Annotated in this window: 9 protein-coding genes; 5 read left to right on the top strand and 4 right to left on the bottom strand. The window is 61.1% G+C overall.

The window, feature by feature from the left end:
* The 3 genes from AIIKEEIJ_RS06250 to AIIKEEIJ_RS06240 all read left to right on the top strand — a co-directional run.
* The coding region (locus tag AIIKEEIJ_RS06250; protein ID WP_338020913.1) for a hypothetical protein at positions 1-849 on the top strand (849 nt) is incomplete at its 5' end.
* A gap of 372 nt (positions 850-1221) precedes the next feature.
* Positions 1222-4335: a BPTD_3080 family restriction endonuclease gene (locus AIIKEEIJ_RS06245; RefSeq protein ID WP_059175164.1), complete on the top strand. Its 3114-nt coding sequence runs from the start codon at positions 1222-1224 to the stop codon at positions 4333-4335.
* 14 nt (positions 4336-4349) lie between these two features.
* Positions 4350-7082, top strand: a complete 2733-nt coding sequence (locus AIIKEEIJ_RS06240) for a site-specific DNA-methyltransferase (protein ID WP_161995221.1) — start codon at positions 4350-4352, stop codon at positions 7080-7082.
* 289 nt (positions 7083-7371) lie between these two features.
* On the opposite strand, the gene AIIKEEIJ_RS06235 is transcribed toward AIIKEEIJ_RS06240, so the two are convergent.
* Positions 7372-8010 carry a CBS domain-containing protein gene (locus AIIKEEIJ_RS06235; protein ID WP_059175165.1) on the bottom strand — a complete coding sequence of 213 codons (639 nt, stop codon included), beginning with the start codon at positions 8008-8010 and terminating at the stop codon, positions 7372-7374.
* Between the two features lie 224 nt (positions 8011-8234).
* On the opposite strand from AIIKEEIJ_RS06235, the gene AIIKEEIJ_RS06230 reads away from it, so the two are divergent.
* Positions 8235-8756 (top strand): hypothetical protein, encoded by a 522-nt coding sequence (locus AIIKEEIJ_RS06230; protein ID WP_202916641.1) that lies wholly within the window; start codon positions 8235-8237, stop codon positions 8754-8756.
* A gap of 373 nt (positions 8757-9129) precedes the next feature.
* Here AIIKEEIJ_RS06230 and AIIKEEIJ_RS06225 read toward each other — a convergent pair whose 3' ends face one another.
* Both AIIKEEIJ_RS06225 and AIIKEEIJ_RS06220 read right to left on the bottom strand, forming a co-directional pair.
* Positions 9130-9636: a hypothetical protein gene (locus AIIKEEIJ_RS06225; RefSeq protein WP_059175123.1), complete on the bottom strand. Its 507-nt coding sequence runs from the start codon at positions 9634-9636 to the stop codon at positions 9130-9132.
* Positions 9637-9774: 138 nt separating this feature from the next.
* Entirely contained in the window at positions 9775-10497 is a 723-nt protein-coding gene (locus AIIKEEIJ_RS06220; RefSeq protein WP_161995219.1) for a YfbU family protein, read from the bottom strand.
* Between the two features lie 241 nt (positions 10498-10738).
* On the opposite strand from AIIKEEIJ_RS06220, the gene AIIKEEIJ_RS06215 reads away from it, so the two are divergent.
* Positions 10739-11335: a recombinase family protein gene (locus AIIKEEIJ_RS06215; RefSeq protein ID WP_161995218.1), complete on the top strand. Its 597-nt coding sequence runs from the start codon at positions 10739-10741 to the stop codon at positions 11333-11335.
* 498 nt (positions 11336-11833) lie between these two features.
* Here the strand turns inward: AIIKEEIJ_RS06215 and AIIKEEIJ_RS06210 are convergent, their stop codons facing one another.
* On the bottom strand, positions 11834-13048 hold the full coding sequence (locus tag AIIKEEIJ_RS06210; RefSeq protein ID WP_161995217.1) for a hypothetical protein: 1215 nt from the start codon (positions 13046-13048) through the stop codon (positions 11834-11836).
* Positions 13049-13393: the final 345 nt, after the last annotated feature.

Below are 13393 nucleotides of genomic sequence, written 5' to 3'. Positions count from 1 at the left end.
ACGTCATCGGGTCGGGAGGGCGAGGTCATGGCCGAGGAAGCCAGAGGGGGACGGCGCCGCGAATACGCCACCGACGCCGAGCGGGTACGGGCCTGGCGGCAGCGCCAGAAAGACAAGGCCCGCGCCCAGCAACAACAGGATGCGCTGCCGACCGATCCGACCTCGGCGATCGGCACCCTCGCCGACGCGGTACCACTGCTGCGCCGCGAAGCCCAGGCGATGCGCGAGACGCTGACGACGATCGCGTCGTCGATCACCACCGCGACCGATCTGCTCGCCGATCCGGCGGCGATCGATGCACAGCTGCGGCGCGTGCAGGCCGATGCCGACAAGGTCCGGGCCGACGCCGCAGCCGAGATCGCGGCACTGCGGGACGAACTCGACACCGCTCGCACCGAACGCGCCGACGCCGATGCCGCCGCCACGGCCGCCGACGCCGAGGCCACCGAGGCCCTCGCCCAGCTCACCGCAGCCCGGGCCGACCACGCCGCGGCGCAGGACCGCTGGCAGCAGCAGCTCGATCAGGCCGCATCGACCCACCGAGAGCAGATCCTCGGCCTCGAGCACCGGATCGAGCTGCTCACCGGGCAGCTCGACGAGCACCGCGAGCGGCTGACCCGAGTGATCGCCGAGAAAGACGCCGCGGCGGCCGCCGCAGCCGAACACACCCGGCGGCTCGAAGCTGAACTCACCGCCGCCCGCACCGCGGCGGCAGCCGAACGCGACCGCGCCGAGACCGCCCGCGCCGACGCCGCCGCCGCACACGCGCAAGCCGAAGCCGCCCGCGAACGTGTTGCCGAACTGCGCGCCGAACTCCAGGACCTGCGCACGCCCCCGGCCGGCCCGTGAACCCCCAGCCGGCTCCATGTACTGCCCGGCTGCGAGAGCTGCGGACCTCGAGGTTCGAGGGGCCTGAAACCCGACACCGGCATCATCCGTGACACGGACTCCGGTAGGACGTCCCAACCCCACTCGGACACGCCTCGCGCCTCCGGGCTGTCACGGACGGTATCGGCTCTTACGTCAGGTGGAGAGGGGCGAGCGAGCTTGCGTGTCTACCAGCGGTATGACTGTTACCTGCTGTGCTGCCGGTAATCTGCCTTGCTGTTGGGATTCTGCGGTCCCTGTCTATTGAATTTTTGTGGGTAACGCCCCGTGGGCGCCGAACGAGGGGATGTGACGGTCGATGCGAAAGCACAGCAGCTCGGGGGATCGGTCGGCATGAGCGAGACCATCGCCCACCCGATCCTCAACGATCCGTACGAACTGCCCAGCCGTCACCATGAGCTCGGACAGCAAGGCCCGACCGGGAAGATTCTTGATGGGCGCCGCCCCTCAGAGTCGTTCGTCCCGATTGCCAAAGCGAAGAAGGGCGCAACACCGGCGGCGGCAATGTCGGTCTCCCGCTCGGAACAACAGTCACTGGATCTAGACATCACGGGCGAGCGCCGCGAAGCGAACGACCTGATCAATTCGCTGCGTCGCGAGGTTGGGCTGTGGCGGATACGCGGCTATCCGACGGTCACTCCGTACACCCGCAAACTCCTTGAGCACTGGTCGAATCCTGCCAAGGAGAACCGGGTGCTCTTCGCTCAGCGTGAGGCCGCCGAGACCGCCATCTACCTCGCTGAAGTTGCCGGCCGGTCTGGTAATGCCGACTGGCGCACTCGTTTCGACGATGTCAACGCTGAACACAATCATGGACTACCTCGTGTTGCCCTCAAACTCGCTACTGGTGCCGGAAAGACCGTCGTGATGGGCATGCTCATTGCCTGGAACACCATCAACAAGGTCCATAGTCCCCGCGACGGCCGCTTTTCCAAACGGTTTCTGATCGTCGCCCCGGGCGTGACTATCAGGGACAGGCTTCAGGTTCTGCAACCGTCCGCGGCGGATAACTACTACGACCAACGCGATCTGGTACCGCCGGATCTGCAGCATGCACTCGGACAGGCAGAAGTCCGGATCATCAATTACCACCAGCTTCAGCTGCGCGACACCAAAGAGATTAAGGGCGTCGCGAAGAACACACGGAAGCTTCTTAACGCGGATAAGAGCATCGACCCGTTCAAAGAGACCCCTGATCAGATGGTCTCGCGGGTGTTGCGAGGGTTCGCCGGCAAGGGCAAGCTTTCCGAGATCGTCGTTTTCAATGACGAAGCCCACCACTGCTATGTCGACCGTGCCAGTGACGAGGACGCGGCGCAGGTCAAGAAGCTCTCTGCGCTGGAGAAGTCCGAGGTCGAGGAGGCCACCGAGGCGGCCAGGACCTGGTTCCGTGGCCTGGAGTCCGTTGCGAATAAGGTCGGCATCAAGACGATTTACGACCTGTCCGCTACTCCGTTCTACCTCACTGGTTCTGGGTGGCCGGAGGGATTCATCTTTCCGTGGGTCGCGTCGGACTTTTCACTGATGGACGCCATCGAATCCGGGTTGGTGAAGGTACCGCGCACCCCTATCAATGACGACGCCTCTACCAACACCGTCGCTTATCTGAATCTGTGGGACAACATCGATCCGCCCCTGCCGGCCCGCAACACCGATAAGAGGATCAACCCCGAGACGTGGATGCCGCCGCCGGTGGTCCAAGGAGCACTCGAATCGCTGTATGCCGACTACGAGAAGGCGTTCGTGCACTGGCAGAAACACATGCAGCATCTTGGTGAGCCGCCGCCTGTGTTCATTGTGGTGTGCTCAAACACTCTGGTTTCGAAGTTGATCTATCAGTGGATCGCTGGAACTGTCACCGTCGCTGATGACGACAACGAACGCGACCACTACCGGGCAGGGAACCTGCCGTTGTTCGCCAACGGAGAAGGGGATCGTCCCTACTCGCGTCCTGTGTCGCTGCTCATCGATTCGAAGACCATCGAATCCGGCGAGGCATTCACAAGTGATTTCACTACAGCGGCGGCCGCAGAGATCGACGCATTCAAAACTGAGTACCGGCTGCGTTATCCCGGTGCGAACGCGGATGCAATCACCAACGAGGAGCTGCTCCGCGAAGTGCTCAACACAGTTGGTAAGCGGGGCAAACTCGGTGCCGATGTGCGGTGTGTGGTGTCGGTGTCAATGCTCACCGAAGGCTGGGACGCCAACAACGTCACTCATGTCCTCGGGATCCGGCCGTTCCGGTCGCAGCTGCTGTGTGAGCAGGTTGTCGGTCGCGGTCTGCGACGCCGCTCCTATGCACTCAATGACCAAGGCATGTTCGACGTCGAGTACGCCAACGTCTATGGCATCCCGTTTGCGTTTATTCCATCTGACGGCACCGTGGTCGACAGTCCGCCAGCCCCGCCTGCTGTGGAGGTGTACACCAAACCTGAGCGGGAGCTGCGCAAGATCACGTTCCCACACGTGCAGGGCTACCGAGTTGAGCAGCCGGACTTGCCACCGACGATCGACACGGCGAATGCGCCGACCTACCTGCTCTCTGCCTCAACGGTCCCGACATGGACCGAAACCTCCGGACTGGTCGGCGAATCCGTTGTCATTGAAGGCAGGGACACCCGAAGCATCAGGGCACAGACCGTCGCCTACAAGCTCGCCGAAACCCTGATCGCCCGCCAACTGACTGCTGAAGACAACTCGCGTCGACCGTGGCTGTTTGGTGGCATCGTTGAACTGTGCCGCACCTGGCTTCGCGACTGCGTTGTGGTCGAAGCGGGTCGCCACATCGGTGAGATCCTTCAAACCACCGAACGCTTGGTTGAGGCCGCCGAGCACATCTACCAGGCGCTCACCGAGCAGGACGAGGACAAACGCATCACCTGGCTTCGGCCTGTTTTGCGCGAGTTCCGACCGATCGGCTCGACCGACAACGTTTACTTCCAGACCCGTAAGCCGGTCCTTGAAACCGATCGTTCTCCCGTATCCCATGTAGTCCTCGACCCTGCCCGTGCAGGCGGCGCCAACCAGTGGGAGAAGACCGTGGCCGAGACTCTTGAGGACATGACTGAGCAAGTGCTCTCGTACGTGAAGAATGATCATATTGGGTTCGCGATCCCGTACGTGTTTAAGGGCAAGCCTGCCGAGTACTATCCGGATTTCCTGGTACGCCTCGCACCACGGGACTGGGATCCGCACACCCGGACTCTCATCATTGAGGTGTCCGGCGGCCAAAAGGCGGCCGGACCGACGAAGGCCAAAGCAGACACCGCGCGCAACACCTGGGTGCCCGCGGTCAATAACCACGGCGAGCTAGGTCGCTGGGGCTACGTGGAGATTCGCTCGATGGCAGGTATCAAGCACACGTTGACCCAGGCCATCGAACTTCTCTACGCGGACACTCCGATCCCTGAAGACCTGTCCACACCCGACCAGCTCACCATCTGAACGGAGCCCGAACTATGAATGCACGCAAGGCTCCTACATCGAAGGGCCCGACGCCGGTCGAGAGGATTAAGCACGGCGACAAGCGCACCAACCTGCCGACTGCCGACGCCCACGAGTTCGTCACCCCCGAGATCGAGGCACCTCGGACCCTCCTCTATCCGCGGGACACCTCGCTGGATCCACAGCTGGTGTGGAAGGGCAAGGACGAGCAGGACTCGCGCGACCTTGAGATCGATGCTCCACCGATCTTCATCCAGGAGAAGATTGATCCACGCGTCCTAGTCGAAAACCTTCGCCAGACCGCAAAGGGCGGTCAACTCGAGCCTGAACTGACGATGTTCGATGTTTTCGACGGTCTCGACGAATACGATGCCGTCGACTTCTATCGCCACTCCGCGAACTGGTCCAACCGCATGATCCTCGGCGACTCTCTTCAGGTCATGGGTTCCCTCGCCGAACGCGAAAACCTACGTGGCAAAGTTCAGATGGTCTACATTGACCCGCCGTATGGCATCAAGTTCGGCTCCAACTTCCAGAGCTCGGCTCGTAACCGGTCGGTAACCGACGGTAAGGTCCAACACGTCACGCGTGACGCAGAGATGATCAAGGCTTTCCGTGACACTTGGGAGTACGGGATCAACTCGTACCTGTCGTATCTCCGCGACCGTCTGGTCGCGGCACATGATCTCCTCACCGAATCCGGTTCCGTATTCGTCCAGATCAGCGAGGAGAACCTGCACATGGTGCGCGGTCTTCTCGACGAGGTATTCGGACGGGACAACTATTACTCGACCATCGTGGTCCAGAAGACAACCGGTGCGGGAAGCCCTGGCGAGCTGCGCAGCATTCCCAGCGTCGCAGATTTCGTCCTGTGGTACGCGAAGGATAAGGAGCGGGTGAAGTACCGCGCATTGTGGAAAGAGAAGAGAGCTGGCCAGGAAGGCGGGAGCCTCTACACAAGTGTGCGACTCGCAGACGGTACTTCTCGGCCGCTCTCCAAGGATGAGAAGAACGGCGGACCATTGCCGGACGGAGCGCGGATTTTCGGGGTAGACAATCTCACATCCTCATCCGGTGTGGACAAGACGCGCTACCCAGTAACTATCAACGGCCGTACATACCAGCCACACCCGAACGTTTGGAAAACCAGTGAAGAGGGCATGAAGCGACTCATCCTCGCTGGCCGGGTACATGCAGGTACTGGAAAGAACCTGGGGTATATCCGCTACTTGGACGACTTCCCGGCGTATCCCCTGGTCAATATGTGGACTGATACTGTCGGGCAGAACCAGTTCGGCGGGGACAAGCTCTACGTAGTCCAGACTGCGAACAAGGTGATCGAGCGGTGTTTGCTAATGAGCACCGACCCCGGCGACCTGGTTCTTGACCCAACATGCGGCTCAGGTACTACAGCGACAGTTGCCGAGCAGTACGGTCGTAGATGGATCACCATCGATACTTCCCGTGTCGCAGTAGCGATTGCCCGACAGCGCCTGATGGCAGCGAAGTATCCGTACTTTCTACTCAGCGATTCAGATGCCGGTCGTCGCAAGGAATTTGAGTTGTCGGCCCACTCGGCCCCAACGGCACCTGCAACTAACGACATCCGTCATGGATTTGTCTACGAACGCATCCCCCACGTCATGCTGCGATCGATCGCTAACAATCCCGACTTGGTTGAGGGCATGACGCAAGCCGAAATTGACAAGACAATCGCGCGCCATGCGGACCAAGAACTTCTCTACGACCGACCCTACGAAGACAACAGAAAGGTGCGAGTGGCGGGCCCGTTCACGGTCGAGTCGTTGTCGCCGCACCGTTCTACCTCGTTTGACAGTCCAGACCAAGCCGCTACTAAAGCCTCTACGAGTAAGCAGTACGAGCTCGGTGACGAAGTAACGAACGACGAGTCGTTCGAGCAGATGATTCTTGCGAACCTCGCGGCGGCCGGCATCCAGAACGGCCGTAAGTCGGAACGCATGAAACTCGAGACGCCCGAGGCATATCCAGGACAGTTCATTCAGGCCGTTGCTACTCAAGTCGTGGATGACAGCAGTGCTGCGCCGCTCAGGGTGGGGTTGGCGCTGGGTCCGCAATACGGGACGGTATCTCCCCGGTTCGTGAAGGATGCAGCACGAGAGGCGCTCGCAGCCTCAGATATTGATGTCCTCGCTGTGCTGGCATTCGCGTTCGACCCCGCAGCAAGCGGGGTGAAGACGGCAGACGGGGGCGGAGATCTGGAGAAGACCGACGACTTCGCCGAGGTCGCAGCCTCACGGAACCTGGGCCGACTACCGGTGCTGTTTGTGCGGATGAACCCGGATCTATTGATGGGTGACGAGCTCAAGAAGACGGGATCCGGAAACATGTTCATGGTGTTCGGCGAGCCGGACATTGAGTTGCGCCGTGACGGCGACGAGGTCGTGGTGGATCTACTTGGTGTGGACGTCTACGATCCGAACACCGGGAAGGTACGCAGTAGCGACACTTCGCAGATCGCGCTGTGGATGATCGATACCGACTACAACGCTGAGTCGTTTTTCGTCCGACACTGCTACTTCACTGGCGGGAACAAGCCCTACGAACAACTGAAACGTGCATTGAAGGCTGACATCGACGTTGACGCATGGGAGTCGCTGTACTCGACGACGTCCCGCCCGTTCCCGGCGCCGAGCACTGGACGTGTCGCGGTGAAGGTGATCAATGACTACGGCGATGAGGTGATGAAGGTCTTCGCCGTCGAGTAGTCGTCTCCACGATGGACGACAGGTATCGCGCCCTCTGAGCGTCGATGCCAAAGGTTGGGTGTGGTCACCTGAGTAGGCCCCAGTTCGGCCGTTGATTGTCACGAATTCCGGCCCCCCGGCTGAGGCGGCCGGTGGCCGCGGACGGGTGGTGCGGCGTGTCGGCACGAATCTTGGCCCCATCCGAGTTCGGATTTTCCAGGGCGCTCATGGTTGCGCAACGCCGCGATCGCTGCTTCGAACTCCTTCCTCGGGCATCGGGATTGAGCCGTCCTACGCCGTGATGAAATCCTTACGCGACTATGTCAGGGAGTCGGCCGAGTAGAGAGGCGAGATCGTCGCGCACGACGACGCCGAGGGGTGTCTGCGTCCGTCGTCCGTGTTCGGTGACTATCACCGCCACCAGCGAGTCGGCATCGTCGCCCTTGCGGAACTCGTCGATGATCGCCGCGACAGTCACGGTGCGGGCGCGGTGGACAACCTTCTCGGTCGGCTCGACATAATCGAGTACTTCCCGCACCCGAACCCGGTCGACCAGGATCTCCCCGGCATCGCTGATCTGCGCGGCCAGCCACCTGGCGACGGCGTTGGTAGTCAACAAACTCAAATAGCTGCCGTTCTCGTAGACCGGCAGCTGGGAATAGGTGTACTGCGCCATCTCACGTAACGCTTCGCGCAGCGGCTCGTCCGGCGTTGCCGTGATCACCCCTGTGGACCGCAGGCACTGCCCGATCCGGACAGGGTTGAGCAGTTCACGGTGGATGTCGCGCAACGAATCGACCGTCGTCGCCCGTGGCGTGGCAATGGGGGCGCCCTCACGATAACGATCGTGCGAGATTGCGTTGCGCAACTTCCGGAATGCGGACAATGCGCGATAGTAGCGACGAACGAGCGGGTCCCGATCCCGGGCGGCATCGAGGATTTCGTCCATACCGGCGCGCCATCTCGGGAAGCGTGTCCTTGTGCCGCAAGTACTGTTCGATATCGGCCCAAAGGTCGAGGAACTCGCGAGCCAGGTCAGGTGAATCCGATGCGGTCACTTTCCCATCGTGACCCGCTGCGGCGTTGCCGCAAAGCAGTAGCGGCTCAGGAATCCTGATCATTGCCGGATCGTGATGGCGGATTGCCAGCACGGGGATATGCGTCCTCGATACCGTGGAGCAAACCTCGATGTCCGGAGGCAGCATGCCGAAACGAGCCGCCAGCGGGCGCACGATCGCACTCGAAGAAGCCATCGCCGCCGCAGGCGATGAACAGTCCGCCACCCTCGGCCTTCCAGACGAGGTCGAGCTGGGTAAGGTCTCGTTCACCTTCATGTTCGACACCGGAAATGGATTTTCTGCTCAGGACATCACGTTCGCCTGGGAGGGTGTTGCGTGGCTCACCTGGACTCAGGACATCTCCGAACACGAAGGCGGGCTGTCCCCCGGCTCGAGTGCCCCGGTCCACGGCTGGGCGTCGTGGAGCAATGGATCCGACCTGCTCTTGGCCTACACCTGGCCCGAAGTCGGCACCGACGGGTGGGCGCACATCCCCGGCGGTGCGCCGGGGGAGAAAGGCGAGCATCCCGAGGAGGTACTTTATGAACCGCGAGCCTGGGTCGAGCTGGCCAGAACAATCGTCAGTGTCCTGTACGGCAATGAAGTGCCTGAACGGACCGGCCGGACCTACCCTTGACACGCCGCTGGTGAGTGGCCGCCTCGGTGAAAGGCGCCGTACCCCCCGCTTATATGGGTTCTACGTCAACTTCCGTCTATCGACTGCCAAGGATTCTTATCGACCGCAACGACGGTGTCGTATAGGCACGTGTACTCCGTTTTTCCATCCCCGGGGCGACGTCAGTGGGAAGGGGTGTGTCTCGCGAGTGAGGGATAGTAGGGGAAAGTGGTACCGTTAGGGTGCCCAAGGCACTAGCCGAGGGAAGTGGTTCGTGTAGGAGGTCTCCGGAGCGTAAGTACCCCTGTGGGGCAGCTCCACCTAGCGGTTTCCAGCCTTGCGCGCCCATCCTGCTTCAGAAGAACCCCATCCATAGGTGGGGTTCTTCTCGTTGTCAAAGCCTGGACACCTCGATCCGGTGCGCAATTTTCGCCCTCATCTGGCCACCGCGGCCCCAGGCCCATGCGTGGATATCGGGAAGCCACAGCAGCGGATCGCTCGGGGAAGCATGGTCGTAGACGAACGGCACGTCGGCGCCCAACGCGTCGCGGATCGTCCGATTGTCCTCTCGGTCCTGATTGCAGGATTCGATGAGGACCCGACTCACCGAGAGCGTTGCCAGATCCCGAACAGCTGCCCCGAGAGTGAGATCGCGGGCGCTTCGTTCGGGCATCTTTCCCGATTTCACGATGTAGAGGCGACTGGCCGCGTCGAGCTTCGCTACCTCGGTGACCAGCTTCGGCGCGTCCTTCTTGCTGACGGACTTCATGTGTATACGTGCGCTGCCTCGCGGACGCAGCGCATCCACCTGTTTACGTAGGGCCGCGACGTCGCCGGCGGCGACGGTGACAGCGCAGAGCATGTAGCCGTCACGCTTGGACTCGTCAATGAATGCGTGCACAGCCCGGAATCTTGTCAGTGGGGGGTGCAAGGTGAGTCGGGCTGCCGAACCAGGTCGTCGTTGTGTCGGCGACGACGGGTCCCGTCCTTGTGAGTTTCCGACCCACGCCCGTAGTTACGGGTTCTGTACAGATTTCCGTCATCGGAAGCTAACCTCCGCCAACTCGATGAGTTGTTCGAGGTCGAGGCGGTAGGCATCGAGAGAGTATCCCCGGCTCTTGGCTCGGGCGGTGATGATCGGCTGGTAGGTGTCGAGCAGAAGTCGGTAGAAGGGCAAGTATCGGTGGTGAGAGTTGCCGTCGTCACCGATCTCCTCCAAGCGAGGTCCGATTTCCGCCCACCTCCTGCCGCGCACCAGATATTGCACATATGACAGCAGCCGGCCTTCCAGTTCGTCGCTGATGTCGAATCCCTGGAACCGCAGCCGGTCGATGCGTTCTTCCCCGAGGACGGCTCGATCAGCGGGGCTGAGCGTCTCGATGCTTGCGCTCAGGACGCGGAACATGTCGAGCAGGTCCCAGACCAAGGCGCATTCGGTGCGGGTGAGTTCTGGACCAACCGCGGCAAACACGTCGCCGTACTCGCCGGCGTACCCCTCCTCAAGGGTTTCGCTTCGTCGTGTGTAGTAGTCGGCCTCATCCGGATCGAGAGCGGCCAGGATCCTCGCCTGGTTCGCGAGCAGCAGCCGTTCGGTCATCGTCAGTGACTGAGGAACGTCACCACGGTGCATCTCCACGTCGCGACCGAGCAACTGATCGATCTGGTCCCGCAACAACGCGCTGACGGTCGTGCCCTTGGACTGCGCCAGCGCCTCCAGTTCTTCTCGGGTCTCGTCGTTGACGCGAAGGGTGAGGGTGGCCATCGGTTCCTCCATGTAGTCTGAACTACAAATAGAATACAGCATTTATTTTGTAATACCGCATTACGTCGCGGCGGCGTGGCGACTCTGGGTAGCTGTGCTGTTTGACGATCCTCAAACAGCACACCCCGAAGGGGTCCGGCACTCGATCGCGTCCTGCGAAAGACGGCCGTCCGACCGTCCTGTTTAACCGTCCTGCATGTCGGTCTCGAATAGCTGACCCAAACAGCACTATCGTCGCCTCATGGACGGAATCCTGATCGGCTATGCCCGATGCAGCACCGCGGGCCAAGATCTGCGAGCGCAACGCACAGCCCTCAAACGCCTCGGAGTCCCCGACAACCGGATCTACACCGACAAGGGATATACCGGCCGCAACCGGCACCGGCCCGGCCTACGCGAAGCACTCGCCGCCTGCCGCGAAGGCGACACCCTCGTCGTCACCAAACTCGACCGCCTCGGCCGCTCCGCCGTCGACCTCCGGGCAATCGCCGACGAACTCGAAGCCAAAGGAACCCGACTGAGCATCGGCGGCTCCGTCCACGACCCGACCGATCCCACCGGCAAACTCTTCTTCGGCATGTTGTCGCTGATGGCCGAGTTCGAATCCGACCTCATCCGCGCCCGCACCCGCGAAGGCATGGCCGAAGCAAAAAAGGCCGGCCGACTCAAAGGCAAGCAACCGAAGCTGTCCGCCTTGCAGCGCAAACGCTTGCTTGCCGACTATGAATCCGGCGAATACACCGCCGGCCAGCTCTGCGAAATCAGCGGCCTGTCGCGGTCCGCGATGTACGCAACCCTGCGGCGAGCTCGAGAGGAATCCCCGCCCGTTCGCGCCTGAAACTCATACGGCCGGTCGTGGAGGAATCAGCGTGCTGAACTGCGAAGATGGCCTCGATCACCGACCAGGCGCGTGCTCAGGCTCAGTCACCAATCCCGAGCACGCGCCAGAAGGAAGGAAGATCACAGCTCAAGAACGGATGCGCGCGATGATCACAGCTCGGAGCTGTCCGATCCGTGTCTCTCATCGTCACTACCCGGTGAAGTGCTGAGAATTCGGACTGTTGTCTTGACTGCCTCCCATACTCCAAAGATCCCGACTAGGTACTGCGCGACGTAGATCAACATGCGACGCAATATGAAGTACGGGTTCTCCACCCTGCCCTGACCTGCACTTACGCCCGCGACGACAGCAAGAGGACAGGCCGAAGCCATCGCCGAAGCGAAGGCCAGCCGACTCAAGGGCGAACAGCCAAGCTGTTCTCCTTACGCAAGCGTCTGTTCGCCGACACCACTATCACTTCCAAGTTATTTGCTCAATGTTCTGCAAACGGGGACATCAGTTGTCTGACCTCGTGCGATTCCGGCGAGACTCCAACGCTCTGCGTGCCGCAGCGAGTTCGTTTTCCTCGAATCGATCATTGGCGAACTGAATTGCAGCGTCGATGACCTCGTTCAGTCCCGCCGTATCAATATCTCTGGAACAAAGGAATCGATCGGTCTGAACGTAATAGGAACGTCCACCTCCGTAACGCAGTCCGGACTCGGCCAGCTTGTTGCGGAAGTGGATGAGCCAAAAAGGAGGAGCTGCGGGACCGAACGTCACGGAGACTTCCAAGTCACTGCTTAGTTCGCCACCGCGCTCAAACTTGATTTCGTCGATACGCTCAATGCGCTTCCAACGCTGAACGTTGGAAACCCCGATTACCTCCAGGAAGTCCTCATCACTCTCTAGCGGTGGGAGCCCATCGGTAATCCCTCCCTGGGTGATTCCTGACCGCCATGCTTCTACACCCGAGAGTTTCTTGATTGGCGGACGGGGCTGGAACCTGTCAGGCCGTCGAATGGGTACAGCCTTGGTCATGGGAATCCGTTCGATTTTTCCACCAAGACTCTGGCGCCACCGTCGACCACTAGCATCGGTGTACTCGACAGCGAAATCGATGCTCTTCGCGTTGGTTGCGTGGACTCTGACGAGAGTGAACCATGCTTCGTCATCGGAGTTGTCTCGATGTGGGGTCAGCTGTTCACCACTCGGGATGTGTTCGGCGTACCGGATCTCCTTCTCAGCCAGATCGGCAGTCCTACGCTCGATGTGGCCCTCTGCGTTACGAGCATCTACGTATGGAACAGTGACGTCAAAGAACCAGTCTTTGCTCCAGTTGTCGATTCGATAGGTGGGCAACGTCGAAAGCCAGCCCTTGTCATCGACTTTGTAGATGCTCAAGAGTCGAGCTTGCCCCATGAGATCGTCCTCGCGGATCTCCGCGTCCTGACGGCGATCGAACCGCGAGTGGGCACTAGCGACCAAGATGCTAAACGCGGCAATCAAGAAGGCCGCCGCAGTACCCAGGCCGCCTGCCCAGGTACCCCACGCCACGAACCAGTTCGAGGTCACGTCCTGCGGACTCCGACAAGACTTGAACCAGGTCAGTGCAAGGAATGCAACCGTGAACAGAATTACGGCAACAACAACTCCGATGAGGAGGCGTTTGAAGTGCCGTTCTTCAGGCAGCTTCTCATCGGTTCCCTTTCTTCTGGAAAACCCCGTCACCCTGAGTCACTTCCTTCATGCCGGCCAGCTCATCGGGAGAGTAGACGATCGAGTTGAGGGAAGGAGCACACCTCACCGGCAGGCATTGTCCAGGAGCCGGACAACACGCTGTGCCGACATGGCGTTGACCAGGGGCGATCCGCCCCCGGACCCCCTTCGGGTCGTGTCGGGTGTCGACGAGCAGTGTGTTCGAGGGTCGGTGTGGCAGTCGGATCTTTGCCTCGTTGGTCTCGGGGCCGGCAAACGTATGCTCCCGCGGCCGGCGGACGGTGCCCCCTCGCCCTGGCTAGGAGTGTGCCCCGGCTCGTCTGCCGTGTGTCGGCTCTACCGATCCCCGGGGGCTCC

Origin of the sequence: Rhodococcus sp. YH1 (genome assembly GCF_009939605.1) — a bacterium.
GTDB lineage: Bacteria > Actinomycetota > Actinomycetes > Mycobacteriales > Mycobacteriaceae > Rhodococcus > Rhodococcus aetherivorans.
The sequence above is the reverse complement of the archived record's forward strand: the minus strand, read 5'-3'. Positions and strand labels throughout refer to the sequence as shown.